Genomic DNA, 26,109 nt, shown 5'->3' with positions numbered 1-26,109 from the left:
CGCTTAAAATATATCTTTTTATCTATTCTACTAATTATTCTTCTTATTAATCTACTACTTTCAGTCGTATTATACATGGCACTTCTGTATGTTATTAGTGAAACGTTGTTTGCTATTACAAAACGAGAGGAGTCAATTTATTGAGTACGTTAGAACTTCCAGGTCATTTAAAATCCATTTTATCTCATCCTTCCACACTTGAAGAACAGCATATGAATCACTTCCTTGGAAATAACGGGTCCGTGCATGTTAAGCCAACTTCAGAACAAGAAATAGCAGCCGTTTTAAGGTATGCGGCGGAACACGGAAAAAAAGTCGTCATTGAAGGGAACGGTACCAAAAAAGGCTTTGGCGGGCTTATAGACACAGCAGATCTTTTGCTTTCGCTGACTGAATACAGCGGAATTGTTGAACATACAGTAGGCGATATGACGGTTACTGTAAAAGCTGGTACGCCGTTTGGAGAGCTGCAAACGTATTTAAAAACGTACAATCAGCAAGTTTCACTTGATCCAGCTCTAGGAGACTACGCTACAATCGGCGGAGTTATTGCAGCGAATGAAAGTGGCCCAAAGCGCTTGTCTTATGGATCAGCTCGAGATGCAGTAATCGGTATGAGAGTCGTATATTCAGATGGAACCATTGTTCGTTCAGGGGGAAAAGTCGTCAAGAACGTGGCTGGCTATGATATGAATAAGCTGTTTATTGGTTCAATGGGAACGCTCGGCGTTATATCCGAAATAACGTTAAAGCTGCGTCCGCTGCCCAAGTATCAAAGCGTTCTTTTTCTTTCTTTTTCAACAGGCAATATCGAAGAAGTTCATGCGTTTGTTAGCAAAGTCTTAGACTCCATGATAGAGCCCGTTTCCTTGGAATTATTAAATCCTTCTCTAGCTGAAGATGTAATAGGGCAGCATCTGTTTACGCTTGTAATCAGCTTTGAAGATGTGGAAAGTTCCGTTCATTATCAAGAGAATTACATCAAAAGCATTCAGCCGTCTGATACGATTTTAAAAGTGCTTCATGAAAAAGAAGCCGAAGTATTTTGGGGATTTTTTAGTAACATTAGTCCAAATGGTGCATGCTGTTCTTCCGAAGAGGAAACGGAAGCCACTTTAAAAGTCGGTGTACCAAATATGAATGTACTTGACGTGATAAACAAAAGTACTGCTTTAAAAACATCCCTTCCCATGCTGGTAAAAGCACATGGAGGAGTTGGACACGGTCTTTGCTCAGTCTACATAAAGGGCTCAGAAGAAGCCATTCTTTCCGTTATCACTTCATTTACTGAAACGGCTAAAACGTACGGAGGATATGTGGTCGTTAAACATTTGCCTTTTATACTGCGTCAAAAAGTCAATGTGTGGGGGGAAAAACCTTCTCATTTTCCGTTACTAGCAGGAATTAAAGCAAAGGTGGACGCTAAAAATGTGCTTAACTATAAACGATTTATAGGAGGAATCTAAGTGAATTCAGCGAAAGCGGATATCAAAGATGCTCCATGTCAAAGCGTTAGCAATTATTTGTGGAAAGACGCGCCAGACGAAAAAAAATGGGCGGATTGTGTACACTGCGGAATGTGCTTGGAGTCTTGTCCTACTTACGAAATAACGGGGCAAGAACAGCATTCACCAAGAGGACGCGTGCACCTTATCAAATCGGTAGCAGAAGGAAAGATAAGCGTGAATGAACAGTTTACAGATCCTGTATTTGCTTGTTTGGACTGCCGTGCCTGTACAACTGCTTGTCCTGCAAATGTAGACGTTGGCGGACTCATTGAAGAAGCTCGCGGCCAAATTCGTCAGGCGATGCCTTTGACGGGATGGAAAGGAATGATCAGCAAATTTTTTCTAAAGGAACTTTTTCCTCATTCCCATCGCTTAGAAGCTGCAGGAAGTCTATTAAAGTTGTATCAAAAAAGCGGGATGCAAAAAATGGTTCGCACAACAGGCATGTTAAATATGATGCCAACACATCTAGCAGAAATGGAACATGTAATGCCTAAAATTACCCGTTCTGTTCGAAAAAAATATAAAAAAGAACGCGTTCTAAAAGCAAAAGCCGAAAGAAAAGCCGAAGTTGCTTTTTTAACGGGCTGCATTATGGACGTCATGTTCAGTGATATTAACGAAGCGACTCTTAATGTATTAAGAAGAAACGGAAACGACGTTGTTATTCCTCATTCTCAGACGTGCTGTGGTGCTTTGCACGTTCATGCAGGAGACCGAGACATGGGAAGGCAGCTTGCCAAAAAAAATATAGAGGCGTTTCAGCATGCCGATACCATTATTGTAAACGCTGCGGGATGCGGCTGCATGTTAAAAGAGTATCCTGAACTATTTAGAGAAGAAGAGCAAGAGTGGCTTGAAAAAGCCGAAGTCTTTGCTAAAAAAGTCCAGGATATTTCAAAATACCTTCACGATACGGGATATCGCCCTCCGCAGGCGAAGCTGCATACGCGCATTACGTATCACGACGCTTGTCATTTAGCTCATGGTCAAGGAGTTAGAGAAGAACCAAGAGATATTTTGCTTTCTATTCCGGGAGTTGAAATGGTTCATATGGCTAACGCAGACAGATGCTGTGGAAGCGCAGGAATTTATAATTTAACAAACCCTGACATGGCGGGAGCCGTGCTTCAAAGTAAAATGGAAAATGTGCCCCCTGACGTAGAAATGATTTCAATGGGAAACCCAGGATGTATGCTGCAGATGGCAGTAGGAGTGAAAAAATATGGACGAAGTCAGCAAATTGTTCACACGGTACAGCTTTTGGAGTGGGCCTATCAAAAAGAAGAGGAGGAAGCGCATCGTGTTGAAGAAAAATAGAATAAAAGATCTTCACGTGAAAAATCTTTCTCAACTAGTAGATGCTCATTCTATTTTGTATCACAAAGAAGATTTACTTGCGTACGACTGCGATGGGTTTACTATTCACAGACACTTGCCTAAAGCGGTGTTATTTCCTAAAAATACGAAAGAAGTTTCTAGCATTGTTAAATACTGCAATGAACATGACTTGCCTTTTCTTGCAAGAGGAGCAGGCACAGGACTGAGCGGAGGAGCGATTCCGCTTAATAACGAAGTGATTATTAGTTTAGTAAAAATGAAGCGGCTGCTTAGCGTCGACTATGAAAACAGACGTGCCGTGGTAGAGCCCGGATTTATTAATCTTAAGTTAACTAATTCAATCTCTGAAAAAGGATATTATTATGCACCCGATCCTTCGAGTCAGTATTGCTGCACCATTGGTGGAAATGTAGCGGAAAACGCGGGAGGGGCACACTGTCTAAAATATGGCGTAACTACCAACCATATTTTAGGGCTAGAGGTGGTGCTTCCAAATGGAGATGTGATTGAACTTGGCAAGCAAGGTATTCCAGATGAACCGGGATATGATTTATTAGGACTTTTAACAGGATCAGAAGGGACGTTAGGAATCGTTACAAAAATTACGGTGCGCATTTTGAAAAACCCCGAAGCCAAACAAACGGTACTTGCCTATTTCGACCGCGTAGAAGACGGCAGTCAAGCGGTATCCGACATTATATCAGCCGGCATTGTGCCCGCTGCGCTTGAAATGATGGATAAAACCGCCATTGAAGGAGTGGAAGCTGCTGCGTTTCCAGTCGGACACCCTAGAGATATTGAAGCTCTTTTATTAATTGAAGTAGACGGCATTTCAGCCGGTATCGAAGAGCAAATTCTACGTATTTTAGACGTATGCAAAAAACAGAACGTACGGGAAGTGAAAGTAGCTGAAAGTGAAGAAGAGCGCGCCAGGTGGTGGGCAAATCGCAAAACAGGATTTGGAGCGATGGGAGCTATATCCCCTGACTACCTCGTACAAGACGGCGTTATTCCAAGAAGTAAACTGCCTCAAGTGCTGAAGCGAATCAACAAAATTAGCGAAGAATCTGGCCTTCGCATTGCCAATATTTTTCACGCTGGAGACGGGAACTTGCATCCGCTTGTATTATTTGATGCTAGAAAGCCGGGGGAAACTGAAAAAGCACTCGACGCCGGAAGCGCATGTTTGCAAGTATGTGCAGAAGTAGGAGGAACGATTACCGGCGAACACGGCGTGGGCATTGAAAAAAAAGAAGAAATGCGATTTGTTTTTAATGAAGATGAAATTCAAGCACAAACGAATATACGAGAAGTATTTAATCCTAAAAATCTATTAAATGCAGGAAAGCTTTTTCCAAGTCCGAGCCGCTGCGCTGAAGTCAAAAAAGAAAAGAAAAAAGTGGGTTATTTTTAGAAAATTCTTGAAAATACATTCGCTCGATGATATGATTTTTTTAACAAAAATAAAACGCTGTTTTGTAATAAGAAACAGTACCGCATATGTTCGTCTTAACCATTTTGGCAAAAAGAATTGAAAGCGCGTCCAAATTTAAAAATGTAAAGAAGTAAGAGGAGGAAACAGACGGTGACAAACTACAAACAAGTTGGAAATCTGAAAGTAGCTCCAGTTCTCTATCAATTTATTAATGAGGAAGCTCTCCCGGGCAGCGGCCTAAGTACAGAAAATTTTTGGTCTGATTTTGAAGCGTTAGTAACTGAGTTAACACCCGTAAATAAACGTTTGTTAGAAAAGCGTGATCAGCTTCAAGCTCAAATTAATGCATGGCATCAAGAAAATCCTGACGGTGACTTTAACGAATACAAATCGTTTTTAACGAGAATTGGCTATTTAGAAGACAAGGCAGAAGATTTTCTTATTGGTACAGAAGGAGTAGACAGCGAAATTGCCTATCAAGCGGGACCACAGCTTGTGGTACCAGTGAATAACGCTCGGTATGCTATTAACGCTGCTAATGCACGCTGGGGTAGTCTCTATGATGCACTTTACGGCACTGATGCAATCAGTGAAGAAAATGGAGCTTCGCGCACGAGTTCTTATAATCCAATTCGAGGAGAAAAAGTTATTGCGTTTGCAAAGAATTTTCTTGATGAAGTTATTCCGCTCGTTCAGTCTTCTCATGCAGAAGTGGTTCAGTACAGTCTTGAAAATGGAAAGCTTGTTGCTCAATTAAACGATGGCAGTTTAACAGAGTTACAGGAAGAAGATAAATTTGTAGGGTATCAAGGAGAAGAAGAAAGCCCTGATGCTCTTTTATTCAAAAACAACGGCCTGCATTTTGAAGTTCAAATTGATCGTACGGATTCGATTGGTAAAACGGACGATGCGGGTGTAAAAGATATTTTAATGGAAGCAGCTCTTACGACGATTATGGACTGTGAAGATTCAGTAGCGGCAGTAGACGCAGAAGACAAAGTAGACGTTTACCGCAACTGGCTGGGATTAATGAAAGGTGATTTGACGTCTACTTTTAAAAAAGGAAGTCAAAACATGACAAGGCGTTTAAATCCAGACCGTACCTATATTTCTCCCCACAAGGAAAAGATTTCACTGTCTGGCCGTTCGCTTATGTTTGTTCGAAACGTTGGGCATTTAATGACAAACAGCGCTGTTTTAGATCGAAATGGCAACGAAATCTATGAAGGTATTTTAGACAGCGTGATTACTAGTTTAATTGCCAAACACACCTTGCTTAAAAACGGTACGTATCAAAATTCTAAAAAGAGCTCTATCTATATCGTTAAACCGAAAATGCACGGCTCCAAAGAAGTGGCTTTTGCCAACACGTTATTTAATTCAATTGAAGATATGCTAGGGCTTGAGCGTCATACGATTAAAATTGGCGTAATGGACGAAGAGCGCCGCACAACGCTTAATTTAAAAGCGTGCATCAAAGAAGTAAAAGACCGAGTGGCGTTTATTAATACTGGATTTTTGGATCGAACAGGTGACGAAATTCACACTTCTATGGAAGCAGGCGCTGTTATTCGTAAAAATGATATGAAGGCGTCTAAATGGCTTCAAGGCTACGAGCAGTCTAATGTAAATGTGGGGTTAGCAAGCGGGTTCCAAGGCCGCGCTCAAATCGGAAAAGGAATGTGGGCAATGCCGGATATGATGGCCGAAATGCTGAAACAAAAAGTGGGGCATTTAAAAGCAGGAGCGAATACGGCATGGGTGCCTTCACCAACCGCAGCAACGCTTCATGCTCTTCACTATCATCAAATTGATGTAAGAGATGTTCAAAACGAATTGCTTACTAAGTCCACTGATTTACAAGATGACATTTTGCAAATTCCTGTGGCCGAAAAACCAAATTGGAGCAAAGATGAAATCCAGCAGGAGCTAGACAACAACGCTCAAGGAATACTCGGCTATGTAGTAAGATGGGTCGACCAAGGAGTAGGGTGCTCAAAAGTACCGGATATTAATAATGTAGGGCTAATGGAAGACCGGGCAACGCTTCGTATTTCCAGTCAGCACGTAGCCAACTGGCTTCATCATGGGATTTGTACAAAAGAACAAGTAACGGAAACGCTAAAGCGAATGGCAAAAGTAGTGGATCAACAAAATGAAAATGATCCTCTGTATCAGCCAATGTCATCGAACTACAGCGCATCCATTGCTTTTCAGGCAGCCTGCGATTTAGTATTTCAAGGCTATGATCAGCCAAACGGCTATACGGAGCCCATTTTACACCGCCGTCGTATCGAAGCAAAGGCAAAAGCAGCTATAAAACAGTAAAAAAACGGCCTGTCAGCATAGAGATGGCAGGCTGTACTTACATCTTAAGAACCTGACTACCTACGATCCTTATTAAAACAAAGCAAATGGGAAAAGGAGTTATGTCATGAAATTTGTAAGGTTTGCTATACAAGATAGCCGTCATACAGGTGTACTAAAAGAGGATACGATCAGCGTTATTGAAGGAAATATATTTGAGAAGTGGGACTATACAGGGCAGACTTTTTCACCGAGTGAAGTAAGGCTTTTGGCTCCTTTAGAGCCGAATCAAATTATTGGAATAGGCGCTAATTATGCAGCTGCAAAGTCGGAGCTGCCAAAAGAAATGCCTTCTATTCCTGTCTTCTTTTTTAAGCCCACATCCTCTGTGATTGGTCCAAACGAAGACATTGTCATTCCAACTGCCATTAAGCACGTCAAGTTTGAGTCTGAGCTTGCGGTTATTATTGGAAAAGAAGCGAAGAACATCGCAGTAGAAGACGTACAGGACTATATATTTGGGTATACAATTGGAAACGATGTAACGGCTCCGGATTATTTTCATAAAGACGGGCACTGGACCATTGGAAAATCCTTTGATTCATTTACGCCTCTTGGCCCCGTAATCGAAACAGAGCTTGATCTTAAGTCCATTCATGTAAAAGCGTTTTTAAATGGTGTTGAAAAACAAAACAGCTCGACAGATTTAATGATTATTTCGGTTGGAGAAATGATTGCTTACCTATCTACTGTTATGACCCTTAAGCCGGGAGATGTGGTTTTAACAGGAAGTCCGGTCGGCGCGGAACTGGTGAGCGCAAACGATGTTATTGCATGCACCATCCGAGAAATTGGGACCCTCCAAAATCCGTTTGTTGCAGAAAAAGAACGTGTAAACGTATAAAAGTGATAAAAAATGCCCGGCAGTAAAATGACACATAGAGGAGAGAGGAAAAATGGAGCGAGAAAATATGGTTAAGTCTGTAAGCCGGGCATTGGACATTGTCACAATTGTCAGCATGGAAAGAGAAGGGGTAGGGGTCACAGAAATTGCAAAGCAAATGGACATTAATAAAAGCTCCGTATACCGTATTCTAACTACTCTTGCTCAGTATGGCTATATTGAACAAGATCAAGAAAGCGGGCGGTACAAGCTTGGGTATAAGTTTTTAGAAGTAAGTTCAAAGCTTTTAGATTCTATTGATCTACGAACGGAAGCAAAGCCGTTTTTGCAAGAACTTGAAAGTGAGACAAATGAAGTTATTCATCTTGTTGTCTACGATCAAGGTGAAGTAGTGTATATTGAAAAGCTAGAAGGAAATCAGACGCTGCGCATGCACTCAAAAGTGGGGAAAAGAGCGCCTATGCACTGTACGTCTGTCGGTAAAGCTATCCTAGCTTTTTTACCGCTTAACACGGTAACAAGCATTCTTGAAAGAAAAGGCTTACCAGCTCATACCGATCACACCATTACAGATGAAGAAAGCTTTCTCCGGGAACTTTCAGAAGTGAAGCAAAAGGGATATGCGCTGGATTTAGAAGAAAATGAATACGGAATTACTTGCATCGCAGCCCCTATTTTTGATCACCTTGGTCAAGTCGTTGCTGCAGTCAGCATTTCCGGTGCTACGATGCGTATGACCAATGAGCGATTAACGTACCTTCAAGAACGCATGGTTGATATAGGCAAGAACATTTCGGAGCGGCTCGGCTACAAAACGGAATCTGTGAAAGACAAAAGTTTGTTCTGATTCTTAGAGAACAAACTTTTTCTATATAATAATCTGTAAAATAACGTAATTATATTATGTAAACTATAGGCTAGGATTTTTAATTGATGTTTTATTCATGATACAATAAAGTTGTTAGAATATATACGTAAAGGAGATAAATTATGGAACAGTTTGAGCGCAATATTGAAAAGTACGCCGAGCTAGCTGTAAAAGTCGGTGTAAACATTCAAAAAGGGCAAGTATTAAACATTAATGCTGATATTTCTTCCGCTGATTTTGTTCGTGAAATTGCGAAAAAAGCGTATGAAGCCGGAGCAAAGTCTGTTGATGTAGACTGGCATGACGATCATTTAGTTCGTTTGAAATATGAAAAAGCGGATGAATCTGTATTTAATGAATTTCCTGCTTGGAAAGCTCAGGCAAGAGAAGAGCTTGTGAAAAACGGAGGCGCTGTTTTATCTGTAATTTCAAGCGGTCCTGACTTACTAAAAGGAGTAGACGGCAAACGTATTGCTGCGTTCCAAAAAGTAAGCGGAAAAGCAATGAAAAAATTCCGTGAAGCGATCCAATCTGATAAAATCAGCTGGTCCATCGTAGCTGTTCCTTCAAAAGACTGGGCAGCTAAAGTATTTCCTGACGTTCCAGAAGAACAGCAGCAAGAAAAACTATGGGAAGCTATTTTTAAATCTGTGCGCGTAGACCAAGAAGATCCAGTGGCCGCATGGGAAGAGCATAATGCTTCATTACATACAAAAGTAGACATTTTAAATGAAAAAAGATTTTCTAAGCTTCACTATAAAGCGCCAGGAACAGATTTAACAATTGAACTTCCTGACAAACATATTTGGGTTGGAGCAGGCAGTGTTAATGAAGACGGCAACTCGTTCATGGCCAATATGCCAACAGAAGAAGTATTCACACTTCCGAAAAAAGACGGCGTAAACGGTCAAGTAACGAGCACAAAACCGCTTAGCTACGCAGGAAACTTAATTGAAAACTTCACGCTAACATTTGAAAACGGAAAAATTGTTGATGTAAAAGCAGAAGAAGGCGAAGAAACGTTAAAGCACCTAATTGAAACAGATGAAGGTGCCAAATACTTAGGAGAAGTAGCCTTAGTACCGCATCAATCGCCAATTTCTCAGTCAAACATCATCTTCTACAACACGCTGTTTGACGAAAATGCATCGAACCACTTAGCGATCGGCAGCTCGTATTCCTTCTGTTTAGAAGGTGGAAAAACGATGTCTAAAGAAGAGCTATCACAAAACGGAGCAAACGACAGCATCACCCACGTTGACTTCATGATTGGCTCAGCTGAAATGGACATCGACGGCATCAAAGCTGACGGTACAAGCGAACCTGTGTTTAGAAAAGGGAACTGGGCGTTTTGAATTAAATAAATAACAATGATAAAAGCTTCTGCGCTACATCCGCAGAAGCTTTTGTTGTGATACCTAACTTTCAACCACAAAATGTGAAGTACACGTGCCTGGAAATAAAAAACAAGGTGAACGTTAATCAGTTCCACCTTGCTGTGATTCTTCTTTTTTAACCGCAGCGTCACGCTTGAACATGTGATAGTAGGTAAACCCTAAGCATAGAGCGCCGGCGATTGAACAAAAATATTGCAAAAAACGGACGAAATCCATTGGAATGACCTCCCATTTTCAGTTTCGCTTCTAGTATGTACAGGGAAGTGAAATAATATGTGAAAAAGGGAGGTTTTCTCTTATAGTTCGTATGGTTCTTGAAGAGTAAGGTAAGGCTGCTGATCTTCAAGACCAAGACGCTTATTTAATTGTCTTTTCATTAAATCGTACTGGTAGATGAGGTGAAATTGATTTTTTTTCGGTGTTTCACAGCGAATGTAGGTTTCTTGCCCGTTCTTGTCTGTGAAATGAATGGTTAACTCACCGAAATAGCGTTGAACAGGAGCTCCGTGAAGGCCTTTTTCATTTTTGACAACCTTTGAAAATTCTGCTCGTTGAATACGGTTAAATGGAATAATAGCTACTTGATTGATAACAAGACGCTGATCGTACATGTCAATTTTAGATATGGAAATTTGATTAATTCCTTCTGCAAATTTAACATGCCCGTTTACAGAAACAAGCGGTTTGCGATCCTCAGGATCAACAGCGCCTTGAGGTCGCTTAATGACGTAGAAGCTAGCTACGCCAAGTGCTACGATACCAACCACAACAATAAGTGCAAACATCATTTTGCATTCCACCTCCTGAGTATAGATGTGTAATCTGAATTTAACAGCAAGCTGTTTCAGTTGCCATATTGCCTCAACAATGAGGATAGAGAAAAGCAGTTCGGCAGTTCATTATAAGTATATACATACGTTCGACAATATGGTGTGATATTCCTTCTTATTATGACTTTTTTACGACAAAATGGGCAAAACTCTTTCCGAAAATGAAGTGAATCAGTTACAATTTAAGGATAAGGTACCAAATTTCTTTTCTATCTCAAAAAAGTGCAGAAAAGCGTAAAAAATTCTAGGTACTTTCTCATATTTTTACTATTTTTATAGAATTTATTCCAATTTCTAATCCTTTATCGTGTATAATCTCTTGTGTGCAGCATGATATACATAAAGGTGTAAGGAGGCACAGTTCATTGTCTTTATCAGCAAAAAAGATATTATTATTAGTTTTAGTAGTTATATGTTTAGTGTTAGTTGTGATGCAATTCATAAATCGATCAGCAGAGCCGACTTCTGGACAGGCCCAAGAAACACTGAGTAAGCTTCCTGAACAAGAAACCGTTAAAGAAAAAGCGAAAGGCGACGAGGAAGCGCACAAATATCGAGTGTATTATATTACTATTGAAAAAATCGAAAATGGTACATACAGCGGAACAACAAAAGAAGGAACGGGCATTAAATTTTCCGATAAAAATTTAAATGAACCGATTCCAAGCAATTTGAAAAAAGGGGATATCGTTAAAGCATATTTTGATCTTGAATATAGCACGAAAGGTCTAGTCAAAGTAGAAAAGGTAGACGAGATACCCGATGATGACGAGAGCTCAAGTTAATTGAGCTCTTTTTTTGTGTTTTACGAATGTGGTAAAATATTGAATATATAGATACGATACAGGGGGAAGAAGATGATAGCAGCCATTATAGTAGGAGCGGTAATTCTTTTAGCTTTGATTATTAAAGGGATTGTAAAGTCGAGAAGATTTCGCTTGTATAAAGAGGAGCTTCCAGATGAGCTCGGAATACATAAAGATCAAGGGTTTGAAGATATTGTTCATTCACTAGAAGATTCTTTACCGGCAGCCTATGTTCAGCAAGTGAAACAGCGCATGAAAGGAAAAAATACAAAAGACGATGAAGTGGAATGGACGTTTTTTGAGATGAAGCGCTACTTTTTATTAAATGCAGTCATCAAAGACGTACCGATGTTTAGTGCAAAAGTGGATGAAGTATGGCATGAAATGATTATGTTTACAGTAGATTATGAGCGTTTTACAGAACACTTTTTCAACCGCTTTTTGCATCACCAGCCAAATGTAGAAACAGCTCCATCCCCACAGCCGGATAAGCGAGCGTTCTTCGATTGGATGTATGCTCATTTGTTTGACATAACGGGTAACAGCCGACTGCTTTGGGGGAAGTTTTTTCAGCATCCGCTTGATAAAAGTACGCTTCAAGATTTTCAAAGGTTATCAGAAGATGAATTACTAGATCGCTATTTCTTAAGAAACGGCAAATGGGACACACAACAGAGGCATTTGATTCAAACATTAAAAGAAGAAGTCACTGCTGCACGAAAAAGAAAAAAAACGGGCGGATCAACTTATTTTAAAAAAGCGGCTAAAAAAGGAAATGTATCAAACGAACTTCTTCTTCAAGGCTTTGTTTTTTATTCTCTCTACAAAGCCACCAACTTTTCAAGCCATATGAATGAACTGTTGCTATATAAAAAGACGATGTATGCGGGAGAGACAGCCTCTTACAGTGGGTATAGCTGTTCAAGCCCCTGGGAAGACAACCGCCACCATCACCACAACGATGGAGGTCATCACCATCATGACAGCGGCAGCAGCTGTTCGAGTTCAAACTGCAGCAGTTCAAGCTGTTCAAGCTCTAGCTGCGGGAGTGGGTGCAGCAGCAGCTAATAAAGTAAAAAAACTCGTTTTATACGAGTTTTTTTACTTTAAATGCAACGACGACAAAATGATTCACTGACAAGCAGTGAAAAATTTGGTATAATCGTTACGTTTTTAAAAAGGAGAGACAGCGAAAATGAATATTTTATGGGACTTTGATGGAACCATCTTTGATACCTATCCGACTATCGTGAAAGCATTCAAAGAATTACTAACAGATCAAACGATCTCAGAAGATGATATTTTAAAACAAATGAAAATATCTTCTGACGTAGCAATCAAGCATTTTGATATTGAAAAGTCTTTGTTTGATAAACACTTCCATGTGCTCGAACAAAAAATCAACCCTAAAGATAAGCCTGCTTTTTCTCACGTAGAAGACGTACTGAGCTTTGCGGATACAAATGTAATTGTTACGCACAAGTCTAGACAATCTACGCTTGATATCCTGGCATTTTTTAATATGGAGCACTACTTCACGGAGATTATTACAAAGGATGATGGCTACAAACGAAAGCCTGATAGCGGAGCTTATGCCTATCTTCACGATAAGTATCAGCTCGATTTAGTAATTGGGGATCGCGAACTCGACTTAAAACCTGCCCGTGAACTGGGAATTAAAACATGTGCATTTCAAAATAACGATATTGAAGCAGATTATCACCTTACATCATATGATCAATTCTTTACAACGGTCGTAAATAAAAACTCGTGAAGCTATTCTTCACGAGTTTTTATTTGTTCAGGTGTATGTATTTCGGGGATTTCACCGAGCGTGTAGTTCGCTACTTTTGTAATGTTACTATTAGCAAAAAAATAAAACTCTCCGTCGACTCCGCGAATTTTTGTCGTGCGCAATCCAATTTCTTCAACAGTTCCTTTCGTATCATTTATAGATACGTGATCTCCTACTGAGAATTGATCTTCAAATAGAATAAAAAACCCATTTAAAATATCTTTAATCAAATTCTGTGCACCTAAGCCTGTAATAAACCCTGCTACGCTAATACCAGCTAAAAGTGCTTTCATATTAATTCCGATTGCCTCTAAAGACGTAATAAGTGCAATAAAATACACAACGTACATGACAATGCTCAGACAAAGTTTTTTCAGCGTTATTTCTTTTCGTTCGTTGTACCTCAGCAGTTTAGTTTTAAATCTGAAATCAAAGATTTTATTAATGACACTGCGAGCAAACCGGATGACAATTTGAGCAATGATAAAAATGAGGATAATCTTTATGATTACTTCACTAATGTCAATCCATCTACCGGTATTAAATAAAGTTTGCTGTACCCACTGTATGTATTTCATGACTAAGTCCCTTTCTTGCTTTATAAATTTTTTTCTACTGAATAGTATAATTTATTTTAAAAAATATACTACTAGAATTTATTAAGAGGCGTTTGAACTATTGTTTTATTTTATTTTAATTTATTTGTATTTGGTATATGTAATGAAAACTCCTTAATTTAGAAAAAGTGAAAATTCTCAGGTATAGATATTTTTAAAACATTTCTTTATACAAATATTAAATAAAATCTTATAGCAGAGATTAGTATAGATCTTATTAGCAAACATTATATACAGATATTAAAGAAAGAAAAATCCTCTAAAAACCCAATGATATCAAGGGTTAGAAAGAAAATAGTATTTCAATAAATAACTGTGTGGAAAATAGCCCTTTTTTGTGAACAGCATCCTTTGGCTAAAGGATGTTTTTTATAACAACAGATATGGAAACTATCTTATTGACTACGTTTTTTCTTCTGCAATAGACGGATTTTAAAATTCATAGTATGAAGATTGCTGTTAAAAGTATGAATTATTTCCACTGTGGATAAAAGTAGTTATATTAAAGAGTAAATAACCTGGAAATTATCGTTAATAAAAAAATAAAAGGGATGTTTTTATTAATAAAGAGGATGATATAACAGTCATTGAATATGTTTTCTTTCTTTTGTGGATAAGTATGAAGGTGTTTTTTTAGTAATATTCCATAGTTATACACAAGAAATATCATTTATTTAAACTCATTACGTTTATATAGATAAGATAATGAAATTTGAGAGCTGAAAAAATGGGTGTTTGTTTGTACTATTTGTATCAAAAAGAGAGGAGAAGGGATAGAAAATAAAAAAAGGTATGCCAAAGAAGCCCCTTATGAAGCTGTAAGTTCGGCAGGGACTTGATCTTGAAGATTTTTTGAAAGCTCTTTTCGAATGAGCGTACGGATTTTCCCACCGTAATTTTCAACGACTTGAGCATCATGGCTGAAGAAGGCCTGTTCAATCAGAGAATAAAGGGCAGACTTCACTCGTTCAATACCATATTCAAAAGAAAGCTGAACCAAATCAGCGATGTCTTCGTTTTGGAATGAAGACATAACAATTCCTGTAGAATCTGTGCTGTGTCCAGATAATTTTACAAAAGTCTCTTCAATAGTACGTCGAATCGCCGCATCGTATTGATCTTTCTTTTCTTGTTTTGACAACTTGCCATTTTTAGCTCCGTCTTTTAAAACAAAGAAAATAGTAGATCCTTGAACAACGGTTTTAAATGCGCTCGTCTGCGTTTCAGCTATTTTTTGCATCATACCCTTATAGTGAGTATATTTCGGCGTAAAAATTTTATAGTCATTAAAGCTAATTTTTGAAGTGTTTTCTCCAGGATTAAACTGACGCTTAATCGTATCGTTGTCATAAACCAATTCTTTGCGCAGCTCTAAGCGAAGGGCATTTACGTTTTCAATTAGAATAAGTTCTTCAAAGCGAGTATATTCTAATTCCATAAACCCAAAGCCGTGTTCTTCAAAATATTGAGGGTAGGGAACAATACAAATATTGATTCCTTTGCCGCTGCGAGAATAGGAAATTAATTCTGTTTCTGCTAATACTACATTGTTGTTGCGAACTGTTCGAACTGTACAATTCAAAGCGGCTGCAATCTCTTTTTCAGAAACATCACAAATAATACCTCTTTCATCAACGTGAAGGAAGTGATAAAAAATTAATTGTGAAATTTGAGATTTAGATAAACGGTGATGTTCTGCCACTGTTTTGATTGTAGGGTTCCCATGAGCGTCTAGGTCCATGTGATCTTCAATATCTTTATATTTTTCTACGGTGCTAGACAATTGGCGAATAATTTGTTTTCCAATTTTCGCAAATTCTTTTTTTATCATGAGAATCCCTCCAATCTATTTCATATCAACAATAATTTATTAGGGTAAAATAACAAAGAATACCTTGTGAAAATTATATCAATAAGAAACAGAATCGCAAACGAACGAGTAGTACGCGAAAAACGGCAAAAGGCTCAAAGAATGCTGTCATAGCAAGGGATTCAGCGTATAGGTTTTTTAGTACGACAAAAACGGCAAAAGCAAGCAAGCGCCGGTAGAACAGTGTTTGTTACGATCAGTAAAAATCAAAAAAAACTTTATGCGTTTTAGTACGTAAAAAACGGCAAAAGGCTCAATATAGTACGCCGAAAATAGCAAAAGTGAAGAGTGGTACGCCAAAAACAGCAAAAGTGATCTCGATTCACCTAAAAAAAGGGAAAAAAATCACTTCTCTGATCGCTGTAAATAACACAATGAATTTCAATAGTACGTCAAAAATGGCAAAAGCTATTTTTAGTACGTGAAAAACGTCAAAAACGACCTGGTAGTACGCTAAAAACAGCAAAAGTTATCGTTTGGTACGTCAAAAATGGCAAAAGCTTTATATATGCTGCGAAAAAAATAAAAAATAGGGTTTGAAAAGGACATAACAAAGGGAAAAGCAATGTTTAGTACGCAGAAAACGGCAAAAGTAGTGAAGGAGTACGTCAAAAATGGCAAAAGGTAGGATTGTTTTACGAAAAAAAGAGAATAATTAACAATTAATAAGTGATGACGAGTAAATAAAATGAATTTAGTACGTCAAAAACAGCAAAAGAAGCAAAGTAGTACGTCAAAAACAGCAAAAGACAGTAATTAGTACGCAGAAAACGGCAAAAGAAGCGGAGGAGTACGTCAAAAACGGCAAAAGCTTTTGTGTAGTACGTTAAAAATGACAAAACTTCCAAACTATGAAATGAAAATAGAGGGAGATTTTGCATCAAAAAGACGAAAATGGCAAAATGTCAAATAAAAAAGGAAGGGAATGATTTACCCTTCCAATGTTTCTCTATGTTCTCCTCCAAAATAGTCTTGAATTTCATAATTTTGAAGAGGAATAAAAGAGATTTCAAATCCTTGAAGTTTTTGCTGATAACTTTGGATCAGTACTTGATTGCTAACAAATTCTGCTAGAGATTCATTAATTAATTTTAGGTTTACATCAATTTTCTTTGAACGAAAACGAACTTTTGAAGCAAAATATTGATACGGGTAAAAATGAGTGTAAGACTTTTCTTGTAAATAACAGTCTAAACGCTCTTTTTGAAATGCATAAAGCAGTAAAGAAGACAGCGAGTTATCTTTAAACTTTTTAATAACATCACTGTAAATTTGTACAAACTGCTGATTTAAAAAGCCTTGATGCGTATCATCGCTAAATACAATCGTTGCATATCGTCTGCCCGTTACTTCATCGGTTTCAATAACAGCCTTTTGAAAGAAGTTGATCGCAAATTTTGTATCTCTGGAATTTTTCTTCTTTGCTACACCTTCTACGTGATATCTGGCAATTTTCATAATGCGGGCTTCAACGGCTTCATAGTTTTTTACACCTTTTGAATTATAAATTTCTTTCACGATATCCGCTAAATCAAGAGTCACCGTTTTTTCTTTATAAAACATCTCGTCGCGCTGTGAAAGAGCAAACTGGATAATTTGGGAATCTTTTGGGTCTAAAACCATATTTCGTTTGGAAAGAACCGTTTGATTATCATTCACAGGGATAATGGTGCGAATGAAATATTCTTCATCAACTTTATAGTCATTATATAAAACGACTTCTTGGGAGTTTGTTTTAACTTCCATATTGGTTTTAAGAGAATGACTTTCGTTTGAGAAGATAGGCGCCTCTACCCACGAATTTAATCGTTTATCAATCCAGTTGCTTAAATTTCCATTGTATTTTTCTAAGATGATTTCCGCAATTAAAAAAGTAAAGTCCGTGTGAAATGCTTTCTCTATTTGATAATTCATTTTTGAATCTAAATAAGGAAAATCGGTAATGTTTGTTTTTTTGCTTTTAGCCCATGTCTCTACTTCTTTTAACTTTATCTTTAAAATATCTTCAGGTTTTTCCACGCCAAACAGCTTTTTTAAGTGTTCGGTATCCACTTTTTTATCCATCACTTTTTTGGCTAATTCAATGTCTTCAAAAATAGGATTAGGCTTTTCTGCTTTAATATCTTTTTTTAATGTTTGCAGCCAGTTTTTCTTATTTGATTGTCTTCTTTTGTAGGCTGGGTTTCGTATTTCCTTAGGATTTATTAATTTATTCTCTAAAACAAACGTATCTTGCAATATATTTAAAATGTAGTCTTCTATAAAATCTTTTTCATTCGAAAAAAACGAATGAGAATCATATAAAAAGTCTATGCACTTTGCTTTGATATTGTCATCGATCGCATCGCTGATTTGTTTAATAAGGTAAGGAGAAAAATTGGATGGTTCGTTCATGTTGACCTCCTCTGTATGTATTTAATCTGTAACACTCTTATTATATCTTTTTTGAACGATACTCTAAAGGCTAAAAGGAAAATTCGTTTTTGTGAATGCTGTTTTATATCAAATTAGCCTAACCAGCTATTAGTATATAAAGGCTTATTGCAAATCTAAAATTCTTTCTTTATAGCGCTTGTACAATTTTAGATGTAAGGAGAGTATTATAGTAGCTTTATAAAAGAGAAAAGCAAAGTACATTCATTGAGTTTGAAAATGGAAAAGTTTATACTTGCCAAGTACACTCTTTTTACAAATAGGGGGAATAAATATGTTGTTAAAACCTAAAGCAATTTTTTTAGATATGGACGGTACGATATTAAATCGCTCCAACAAAGTAAGTATTCAAACAAAAGAAACCATTGACGAATTACGAAAACAGGGAATTTTTGTTTTTATTGCTACGGGAAGAGCGTTTGATGAAATAGAAGAGTTAGTTCCTGAAGGCTTTCAAGTAGATGGATTTATCACATCAAATGGTATGGCAGGATACGTAGGAAAAGAATCAGTCTTTCAGCATTCGCTTTCACTTCAATTGGTGGAAACTATTATTGAAAAAGCAAGAGCGAACAAGGTATACTACGAGCTTTTCCCGTATGGCACACCTCGCGTGACGTTAAAACAAGATCAGCCGTATGTTGAAAATGAAATTAAAGAGCCAAAGCCAGACAGTGTGGAAATTAACGAATGGCTTTCTCGTAAACAAGCAATTAAAGAAGAAATTGACTGGAAAGATTCCGTAGAAGGAAGTGAATTTTCAAAGTTCTATTTCTTTGCAAGAACGCACGAGCATATCGATAAATGGAAAGAAGAGCTTGAAAAACTCAAGCAAGAAACAGACTTTACAACTTCTACTTCATCTAAACACAATGTCGAAGTGATGGTGGCAAACGTAAATAAAGCAACGGGAATTCAGCAAATGCTAAAACATTTTAATTTGCCCGAGCAAGACATTCTAGCAATTGGCGACAGCAACAATGATTTACCAATGTTTCAGTTTGCCAGCTATGCCGTAGCGATGAAAAATGCGCCGGATCATATTAAAGAAATTGTCGATGACGTAACGGAATTTAACTGTGACGAAAACGGCGTATCTCATTATCTTTCTAAATTTTTATTGCAAAAATCTACTAGAAGTAATCCCGTTTTATAAAAATGAATCTATTTCACGACAATGCATTATAACCAGCTCTTCAAAACATCGTCTTTTAGGCGGTGTTTTTAGTATACATAAGGTGAAAAGTAAACCGTTCATTATTTTTAGTTATAAACAACATAATTATATAACTATCCTCGTAGCTATCCCTTCAAAACACCTCTCAGCCCTGATGAGTGCCACCATGCCAAAGTATAAAACATTTTAAAATCTAAACTTTTTCTTTCTTCAAACTTTTTATAAAATGCGCAGAAAAGGGATTGTATCTCCGTATATTTAATGCTAATATAACATTTAATGAAAATAGTATAACATATTTAGGTTTATTTTATAATTAGTATGACATAAATTCTTAATTTAATCGTTTTGTTAAAGTGTTTATAATCACAGTGACCAGCATATTTATCTATTCATTACTATTAAATTGTGTATCGTGTAAGCTGCTAAATAAAAAATACTAGCGTTATTAAACTATTAAAATCAAAGAATAGGAAGATTTAATGTGAATAAAAGAAAAATTGTCTATATAGTTTCCGACTCAGTAGGTGAAACGGCTGAGCTGATGGTAAAAGCAGTTTTAACTCAATTTAGTGGAGAAGATATTGAAATTCAAAATACTTCTTACGTAGAAAATGAGGGAAATATTGATAATATCATTGCTGAAGCAAGGTGTAACGAGGCCATCATTGCGTATACTATCGTCATCCCACCTTTAAAACAGTATCTTGACCAAACGGCACAAGAAGAAGGAATTGTAGCCATTGATTTAATGACCCCTCTTATGAGTGCCTTTAGCCAAACCTTTAATAAAGAACCTAATCTTCAACCGAGATTAACGAGAAAATTAGACGATAACTATTTTCGAAGAGTAGAAGCAGTTGAATTCGCTGTTAAATATGATGATGGACAAGACTTCAGAGGCATCAAGCGAGCTGATCTAGTGTTGATTGGTGTTTCGAGAACATCTAAGACGCCACTTTCTATGTATTTAGCTCATAAAAGCCTTAAAGTAGCGAATATACCGTTAGTTCCAGAAGTGACGCCTCCTGATGAACTTTTTACTATTCCAAAAAATAAATGTATTGGTTTAGTTATTACACCGGATAAGCTCAATGAAATCCGAAAAGAACGATTAAAAAATTTAGGTTTAGCGTCTCAAGCCAATTATGCCAATGTAGATCGAATCCTTGAAGAGCTGGACTATGCTGAGAAAATTATGAAGCGCATTGGCTGTCCTATTGTTAATGTCTCAGGTAAAGCAGTTGAAGAAACCGCTGAAGTGATATTGAGCATGTTAAAAAAGGACAAGATGAAAGGGTATGTATAAAAACTCCCATTATGTAAGACAGACAACTTGTCAGACATACTTAATTTATAGAGAGTCAGGTAGAACAGGCGTGTTGCTAAAAGGTGCTTTTTTAAAATATAAAAGATAAGGAAGATTGTGATGAGCAATGTATATAAAAAAACAGACGTTATCTTAATTGGGGCCGGAGTGATGAGCGCAACGCTGGGATCTTTACTAAAAGAGTTAGTGCCGGAATGGGAAATCAAAGTATTTGAGAAACTCGCAGATGCAGGAGAAGAAAGCTCCAATGAATGGAATAATGCAGGGACTGGGCATGCTGCCCTGTGCGAGTTGAACTATACATCTGAACAAGCTGACGGATCTATAGATATTACGAAAGCAGTGCGAATTAATGAACAGTTTCAGCTTTCAAGGCAATTTTGGTCGTATCTTGTAAGCAGTAATTTAATTCATCCTCCGCAAGAGTTTATTATGCCAATCCCTCATATGAGTTTCGTACAAGGAGAAAAGAACGTATCCTTTTTGAAAAAACGTTTTGAAGCGCTATCAAATAATCCGTTGTTTCAAGGGATGGAGTATTCGGATCGTCCTGAAAAGTTAAAAGAATGGATGCCGCTTGTTATGAAAGGCCGTACATCGACTGAAGCAATTGCGGCAACCAAAATTGACTCAGGAACGGACGTGAACTTTGGAGCTTTAACTCGTATGTTGTTTACACATTTAAAAAGTAAAAGCGTAGAAATAAACTATAACCACAGCGTTGAAAATCTGACACGTACCGCAGACGGCTCGTGGGAAGTAAAAGTACATGATATTCGTAGCGGCAAACAGGAATATCACACGGCGAACTTTGTTTTTATCGGAGGAGGAGGCGGAAGTCTGTCTTTACTCCAAAAAACGGGTATTCCTGAGTCCAAACATATTGGAGGGTTCCCGGTAAGCGGATTATTTATGGTATGCAATAATCCCGAAGTTGTAGCGCAGCATCACGGGAAAGTGTACGGAAAAGCAAAGGTTGGCGCTCCGCCGATGTCGGTTCCACATCTTGATACACGCTATATCGACCGCAACAAAACACTGCTGTTTGGACCTTTTGCCGGATTTTCACCAAAGTTCTTAAAAACGGGTTCAAATTTGGATTTAATCAATTCTGTAAAATCGAATAATATCTTAACGATGTTAGCAGCAGGCGTCAAAGAGATGGGCTTAACGAAATACTTGATTCAACAGGTGCTATTGTCAAATGAAAAGCGTATGGAAGAACTTCGCGAATTTATTCCAAACGCAAAAAGCGAAGACTGGGATATCGTCGTAGCGGGTCAGCGTGTACAGGTAATCAAAGATACGGAAGCCGGAGGTAAAGGAACTCTTCAATTCGGTACAGAAGTTGTGAGTTCAGCGGATGGTTCCGTTGCTGCATTGCTCGGGGCCTCGCCAGGCGCTTCGACTGCCGTTCATGTTATGCTTGAAGTGCTAGAAAAATGTTTCCCGCAGCATATGCAGAAATGGGAATCAAAAATAAAAGAAATGATTCCTTCTTACGGCTTATCTTTGGTAGAAAATCCAGCGCTTTTTAACGAAATTCATGCTTCTACAGCACAAACGCTTGATTTAAGTAAAAAAGAACTTGTGTACCGATGATTTTAGGCAGCCTTTGATACGTATTCTTTAGATTAAAAGAATTTCTTATAAGCTGTTGTAAAGTATTCAAAGTATAGGTGAAACATATAAGAAAAAATGAGGGAGCTTCGTTCTATAACGGGCTTCTTTTTATTTATTTCCGTTGCTAGCAGAATTTACTTCGTATACATGATATAATTCTTATTAGTAAGCGTTTACATATAATGGAGTGAAGAATTGGAAAATAGCTATTTCGAGGAGCCGATAAAAGATGATTACAACTAATACATCTTTACTAACAAAAGAACAAACGATTTTTAACCATTCAGGGAATAAAATTAAATTAGAAGACAGAGAGATTAATATTGTTGCTCGATTTGAAGAGCCTCTTGTTCTAGTTTTAGGAAATGTCCTAAGTAACGAAGAATGTGACGAACTTATACAGCTATCCAAAGATAAAATGCAGCGATCAAAAATTGGTGCTGCACGTGAAGTAAACAGTATTCGAACGAGCAGCGGCATGTTTTTTGAAGAAAGCGAAAACGAGCTTGTACATCAAATCGAAAGAAGACTTTCTAAAATAATGGGACCATCTATTGAATATGCTGAAGGTCTTCAAGTTTTAAAATACTTGCCTGATCAAGAATACAAAGCACATCACGATTATTTTACTTCTGCAAGTAAAGCATCTAAAAATAACCGTATTAGTACATTGGTTATGTACTTAAACGATGTCGAAGAAGGAGGAGAAACTTATTTTCCTAAGCTGGGTCTTTCCGTATCTCCGACAAAAGGAATGGCCGTGTACTTTGAATATTTTTATAGTGATGCTGAACTTAATGACCGTACTCTCCACGGGGGAGCTCCTGTTATAAAAGGAGAAAAGTGGGTCGCTACCCAGTGGATGCGCAAACAAAAAATTCGATCGTAAAAACAAAGGTTTGAAGAGCCCTATTAGCTAGTTTTAATAAGGGCTCTTGTTTATGTCACAAAAAAATAGCAATCATGGTAGCTAGTTATTATATTGAAATATTCACACTTATTCTATTTGTGCGGCTATTCCTTATTCTTATAAGCCGGTAGACGATAAATGTATTTGTAGTGTAAAATATCCTCATGATTAAAAATCTGGATACACAAAAATGAAAAATGTGTTCATGAGATAAAAATAAAATAGATGCTATTTAAAATAATGACTTTAAAACAGGTAACCAATTTTTATAACAGTTGCACGAAAAAACTCGTGAAAGGTATTTTCACGAGTTTTTGTTTTTAGGTGATTTACACTATTTATAAAATCATTTTACTTTTATATAGTAGATAGGGAACGTGTTAAAGGAGGACCCGGGTTTTGAAAGAAATAAAAGCAATTATTTACGCAATGCTCGCAACGTTTATGCTGCTTCTTACTGGATGCAGCGATGAGCAGGCAAGTCATTCAACGACATCTTCTACCGATGCAAAACAAGCAGTTCAAGTAGAAGGTTCATCAGATCAAGAAGACGATCATAGTCCTTCTAAAGCAAGTCGTGGAGATGTAGTAGGTGAGGCAGCTACGGTAGAAAGAGTAGTGGACGGCGATACGCTCAAAGTGAAAATGCTGAACGGAAAGACGGATCGAGTGCGACTACTTCTTGTTGATACCCCCGAAACAAAGCACCCCAAACTAGGCGTACAGCCCTTTGGACCAGAAGCATCTGCTTACACCAAAAAAAGGCTAGAAGGACAGGAAATTACCCTTGAATTTGATGTGCAAGAGCGTGATCAATATGGACGTTTGCTTGCTTATGTATGGATAGACAATGAGCTGTATAATGAAGAGCTGCTAGCAAAAGGGTTAGCCCGCGTAGCAGTATTTCCTCCTAATACAAAGTACGTAGATGAATTTAAGAAAACACAGGAGCAGGCTCGAAAAAGCGAAAAAGGCATCTGGAGTATTGAAAACTATGCACAAGAAAAAGGATATAACACGGATGCTGTAAAAAATCAGTCTTCTTCTACACAAAAGGATACTCAGTCTGCTAAAAGCTGTGAAGGTAAAATAAAAGGAAATCAAAACTCTAAAATTTATCACGTGCCAACAGGGGCACACTACAGCCAAACCATGAATAACGTCATTTGGTTCTGCACAGAAAAAGATGCACAAGAAGCAGGATACACAAAAGCAAAAAACTAAAAAAGAAATTCAGTAGCTGCTGAGTTTCTTTTTTTGTGAGTTCCGTAAGTACGTGTATAGGATTGGCTAAATACCATCCAACAAAGAGCGACCAATCCGTATAAGAAGACGCAGTGGCCATATGAGCAGCTGAGGCACTTGTAAAAGAGTTTCTGCTAAAACTTCCCATCCACTTACCGTAGTATCTTTCTGCTGACAGCGTTTTTTCATAGTCATCATCCATTCATTTGAAAATATACATTAATTATACAATGAAAGGAAGATTAGGAGTTAATTTTTTCTTTCTTTTCTTTTTCGTGTTAAAGTAGATAGGTAAGAAGTTTTGCTACAAATAACGCAAGCGAAGAGAATAAAGGGAGTTTGAAAATCGTGAAAATAAGGAAAGCAAGAAAAGAAGATGCTTCTGCTGTAACGGAATTACTTTATGACATGCTTGGGAGTATTGCACGCTCTCATACGGCGGCTACAACGAATGAAGAAGCGCTTTTAAGACTTAAAGCGTTTATTCTGTCTGAGAAGAATCGCTATAGCTATCATCATATTACAGTCGCAGAAGTCGATGAAAAGGTAGTTGGACTTATGCTTTGCTACGAAGGAAGTATGTTACAAACGCTTTATGAACCAGTTAAGCGTTTTGTGCGTGCGAAACTTAATAATCCAGCGTGGGAAATTGATATAGAAACTGAACATGGAGATTATTATATTGATTCTCTATGTGTAGATGAAGCTTACCGTGGAAAAGGGATAGGAACGGCTCTTTTAAATGTAGCCAAGCAAGAAGCCAAAAAGCGTAAGATGTTTTTATCGTTAAACGTTGAATACAATAACATAGAAGCCAAAAAATTGTATCAGCGTATAGGCTTTCAAGAGCACAAAACCATTTTTATTGATAAAAAACCATTTTTTTATATGAAGACTGCCTGATCATCTTTACGGTAGTATTTTTTGTGATAAAATGGATATATAAGTAAAATAATAAGAACCAACAGCTCAGCACTTTTGCTGAGCTTTCCTGTAAATCGCGTAAACGTATCAAAATGGAAAGAATCCTACATCCAATGGACCATAAGCAAGCGGTCATGAAAGTATGTTTGCTGATGTGCCACATGAAAGGAGCGTGCATGAACATCAGAGATCTTCCGTTTAATATGAGTTATCGATTTAATGAACAGCTTCGAGAAGTTCCGGTTAACCCACACCAAATGAAGCAGGGAATCATCTATTTAAAGAAACGAGCTCTTGAAGAAGAGGATGAGTGTGCCGCTGCTAAAACATATGGACATATTGGTGTATATGAGCGCATACTTGGAGAATTAACGAGCAGTGAAAGACACTTGCAGCTGGCCATTTATCTATATGACCGACATGCAGATACAACAGGTGAATTTTTGAATACGATCCGACTTGGACATACATATCACTGGCAAGAACAGTGGGATAAGGCGAATGAAACGTTTCAGCTACTCATTGAACAATTAAAAGCAGATGAAGACCTTCACATATATGAAGACTTTGTCTATCAGCATTATGGAAAATGTTTACTTGATCAGCGGGTTGTTTCCAGAGCACATCACTATTTTCAACGCGCGTTAGAAATTCGATTGAAAAAAGGCGATAAAGAATTAATTGAGTCGACTAATTCCTGCATCCGTCTTTGCTTAAATAAATTAAAACATTCCTAGTATACATAAAAGATAAATGACTCATAGCCTTGGTTACACATAATGCATAAAC

At 37.6% G+C, this 26,109-nt stretch carries 23 protein-coding genes; 17 read left to right on the top strand and 6 right to left on the bottom strand.

Features of this window, described 5'->3' with window-relative positions:
• Positions 1–140: 140 nt before the first annotated feature.
• The 7 genes from AC1VNJ_RS05500 to AC1VNJ_RS05470 all read left to right on the top strand — a co-directional run bounded on the left by AC1VNJ_RS05500 (position 141) and on the right by AC1VNJ_RS05470 (position 9,718).
• Positions 141–1,466, top strand: coding sequence for an FAD-binding oxidoreductase (locus tag AC1VNJ_RS05500; protein ID WP_049165207.1), 1,326 nt, complete (start codon positions 141–143; stop codon positions 1,464–1,466).
• Positions 1,467–2,828, top strand: coding sequence for a (Fe-S)-binding protein (locus AC1VNJ_RS05495; protein ID WP_028414362.1), 1,362 nt, complete (start codon positions 1,467–1,469; stop codon positions 2,826–2,828).
• Positions 2,812–4,263: an FAD-linked oxidase C-terminal domain-containing protein gene (locus AC1VNJ_RS05490; RefSeq protein WP_033579382.1), complete on the top strand. Its 1,452-nt coding sequence runs from the start codon at positions 2,812–2,814 to the stop codon at positions 4,261–4,263. Before AC1VNJ_RS05495 ends, AC1VNJ_RS05490 begins: the two co-directional genes overlap by 17 nt.
• Positions 4,264–4,434: 171 nt before the next feature.
• On the top strand, positions 4,435–6,612 hold the full coding sequence (locus tag AC1VNJ_RS05485; protein ID WP_028412896.1) for a malate synthase G: 2,178 nt from the start codon (positions 4,435–4,437) through the stop codon (positions 6,610–6,612).
• Between the two features lie 106 nt (positions 6,613–6,718).
• Complete coding sequence (locus AC1VNJ_RS05480) at positions 6,719–7,495, top strand: fumarylacetoacetate hydrolase family protein (RefSeq protein WP_034268931.1); 777 nt, start codon at positions 6,719–6,721, stop codon at positions 7,493–7,495.
• 52 nt (positions 7,496–7,547) lie between these two features.
• Positions 7,548–8,342, top strand: a complete 795-nt coding sequence (locus AC1VNJ_RS05475; protein ID WP_034268928.1) for an IclR family transcriptional regulator — start codon at positions 7,548–7,550, stop codon at positions 8,340–8,342.
• 143 nt (positions 8,343–8,485) lie between these two features.
• Positions 8,486–9,718: an aminopeptidase gene (locus AC1VNJ_RS05470; protein ID WP_033579379.1), complete on the top strand. Its 1,233-nt coding sequence runs from the start codon at positions 8,486–8,488 to the stop codon at positions 9,716–9,718.
• Between the two features lie 123 nt (positions 9,719–9,841).
• Here AC1VNJ_RS05470 and AC1VNJ_RS05465 read toward each other — a convergent pair whose 3' ends face one another.
• Positions 9,842–9,976: a hypothetical protein gene (locus AC1VNJ_RS05465; RefSeq protein ID WP_265589388.1), complete on the bottom strand. Its 135-nt coding sequence runs from the start codon at positions 9,974–9,976 to the stop codon at positions 9,842–9,844.
• Positions 9,977–10,056: 80 nt separating this feature from the next.
• Positions 10,057–10,548, bottom strand: a complete 492-nt coding sequence (locus AC1VNJ_RS05460; protein WP_028409022.1) for a hypothetical protein — start codon at positions 10,546–10,548, stop codon at positions 10,057–10,059.
• Positions 10,549–10,955: 407 nt separating this feature from the next.
• Between AC1VNJ_RS05460 and AC1VNJ_RS05455 the strand changes: the two genes are divergently transcribed.
• From AC1VNJ_RS05455 to AC1VNJ_RS05445, 3 genes are all read left to right on the top strand, one after another.
• Entirely contained in the window at positions 10,956–11,375 is a 420-nt protein-coding gene (locus AC1VNJ_RS05455; protein WP_028412901.1) for a hypothetical protein, read from the top strand.
• 72 nt (positions 11,376–11,447) lie between these two features.
• Positions 11,448–12,464, top strand: a complete 1,017-nt coding sequence (locus AC1VNJ_RS05450; RefSeq protein WP_482640431.1) for a glycine-rich domain-containing protein — start codon at positions 11,448–11,450, stop codon at positions 12,462–12,464.
• Positions 12,465–12,591: 127 nt separating this feature from the next.
• Entirely contained in the window at positions 12,592–13,170 is a 579-nt protein-coding gene (locus tag AC1VNJ_RS05445) for an HAD-IA family hydrolase (RefSeq protein WP_033579376.1), read from the top strand.
• A gap of 2 nt (positions 13,171–13,172) precedes the next feature.
• On the opposite strand, the gene AC1VNJ_RS05440 is transcribed toward AC1VNJ_RS05445, so the two are convergent.
• The 3 genes from AC1VNJ_RS05440 to AC1VNJ_RS05430 form a co-directional block, all read right to left on the bottom strand.
• On the bottom strand, positions 13,173–13,769 hold the full coding sequence (locus tag AC1VNJ_RS05440) for a mechanosensitive ion channel family protein (RefSeq protein ID WP_028412904.1): 597 nt from the start codon (positions 13,767–13,769) through the stop codon (positions 13,173–13,175).
• Positions 13,770–14,616: 847 nt separating this feature from the next.
• A complete protein-coding gene (locus tag AC1VNJ_RS05435; protein WP_482640430.1) occupies positions 14,617–15,639 on the bottom strand; it encodes a hypothetical protein in 1,023 nt (340 codons plus the stop codon).
• 969 nt (positions 15,640–16,608) lie between these two features.
• A complete protein-coding gene (locus tag AC1VNJ_RS05430; RefSeq protein ID WP_028409018.1) occupies positions 16,609–18,072 on the bottom strand; it encodes a hypothetical protein in 1,464 nt (487 codons plus the stop codon).
• 313 nt (positions 18,073–18,385) lie between these two features.
• On the opposite strand from AC1VNJ_RS05430, the gene AC1VNJ_RS05425 reads away from it, so the two are divergent.
• The 5 genes from AC1VNJ_RS05425 (at position 18,386) to AC1VNJ_RS05405 (ending at position 24,375) form a co-directional block, all read left to right on the top strand.
• Positions 18,386–19,267 (top strand): HAD family hydrolase, encoded by an 882-nt coding sequence (locus AC1VNJ_RS05425; RefSeq protein ID WP_028412906.1) that lies wholly within the window; start codon positions 18,386–18,388, stop codon positions 19,265–19,267.
• A gap of 505 nt (positions 19,268–19,772) precedes the next feature.
• Positions 19,773–20,597 (top strand): pyruvate, water dikinase regulatory protein, encoded by an 825-nt coding sequence (locus AC1VNJ_RS05420; RefSeq protein WP_482640429.1) that lies wholly within the window; start codon positions 19,773–19,775, stop codon positions 20,595–20,597.
• Positions 20,598–20,717: 120 nt separating this feature from the next.
• The gene (locus AC1VNJ_RS05415) at positions 20,718–22,220 is read left to right on the top strand and encodes a malate:quinone oxidoreductase (RefSeq protein WP_482640428.1); all 1,503 of its coding nucleotides are present in this window, start codon (positions 20,718–20,720) and stop codon (positions 22,218–22,220) included.
• A 250-nt stretch (positions 22,221–22,470) separates the two neighbouring features.
• Complete coding sequence (locus AC1VNJ_RS05410; RefSeq protein WP_482640427.1) at positions 22,471–23,130, top strand: 2OG-Fe(II) oxygenase; 660 nt, start codon at positions 22,471–22,473, stop codon at positions 23,128–23,130.
• A 420-nt stretch (positions 23,131–23,550) separates the two neighbouring features.
• Positions 23,551–24,375, top strand: coding sequence for a thermonuclease family protein (locus AC1VNJ_RS05405; RefSeq protein WP_482640426.1), 825 nt, complete (start codon positions 23,551–23,553; stop codon positions 24,373–24,375).
• A gap of 66 nt (positions 24,376–24,441) precedes the next feature.
• Here the strand turns inward: AC1VNJ_RS05405 and AC1VNJ_RS05400 are convergent, their stop codons facing one another.
• Positions 24,442–24,585, bottom strand: a complete 144-nt coding sequence (locus tag AC1VNJ_RS05400; protein ID WP_482640425.1) for a hypothetical protein — start codon at positions 24,583–24,585, stop codon at positions 24,442–24,444.
• A gap of 159 nt (positions 24,586–24,744) precedes the next feature.
• Here AC1VNJ_RS05400 and AC1VNJ_RS05395 point away from each other — a divergent pair, with 159 nt between their 5' ends.
• Positions 24,745–25,299 (top strand): GNAT family N-acetyltransferase, encoded by a 555-nt coding sequence (locus tag AC1VNJ_RS05395; RefSeq protein ID WP_025751319.1) that lies wholly within the window; start codon positions 24,745–24,747, stop codon positions 25,297–25,299.
• Between the two features lie 197 nt (positions 25,300–25,496).
• Complete coding sequence (locus AC1VNJ_RS05390; RefSeq protein ID WP_482640424.1) at positions 25,497–26,057, top strand: hypothetical protein; 561 nt, start codon at positions 25,497–25,499, stop codon at positions 26,055–26,057.
• The last annotated feature ends 52 nt before the right edge of the window (positions 26,058–26,109 follow it).

The organism is Priestia sp. 3CA3 (genome assembly GCF_056836725.1).
Note: the sequence above shows the minus strand (reverse complement) of the source record. Positions and strands in the feature narration are given on the sequence as shown.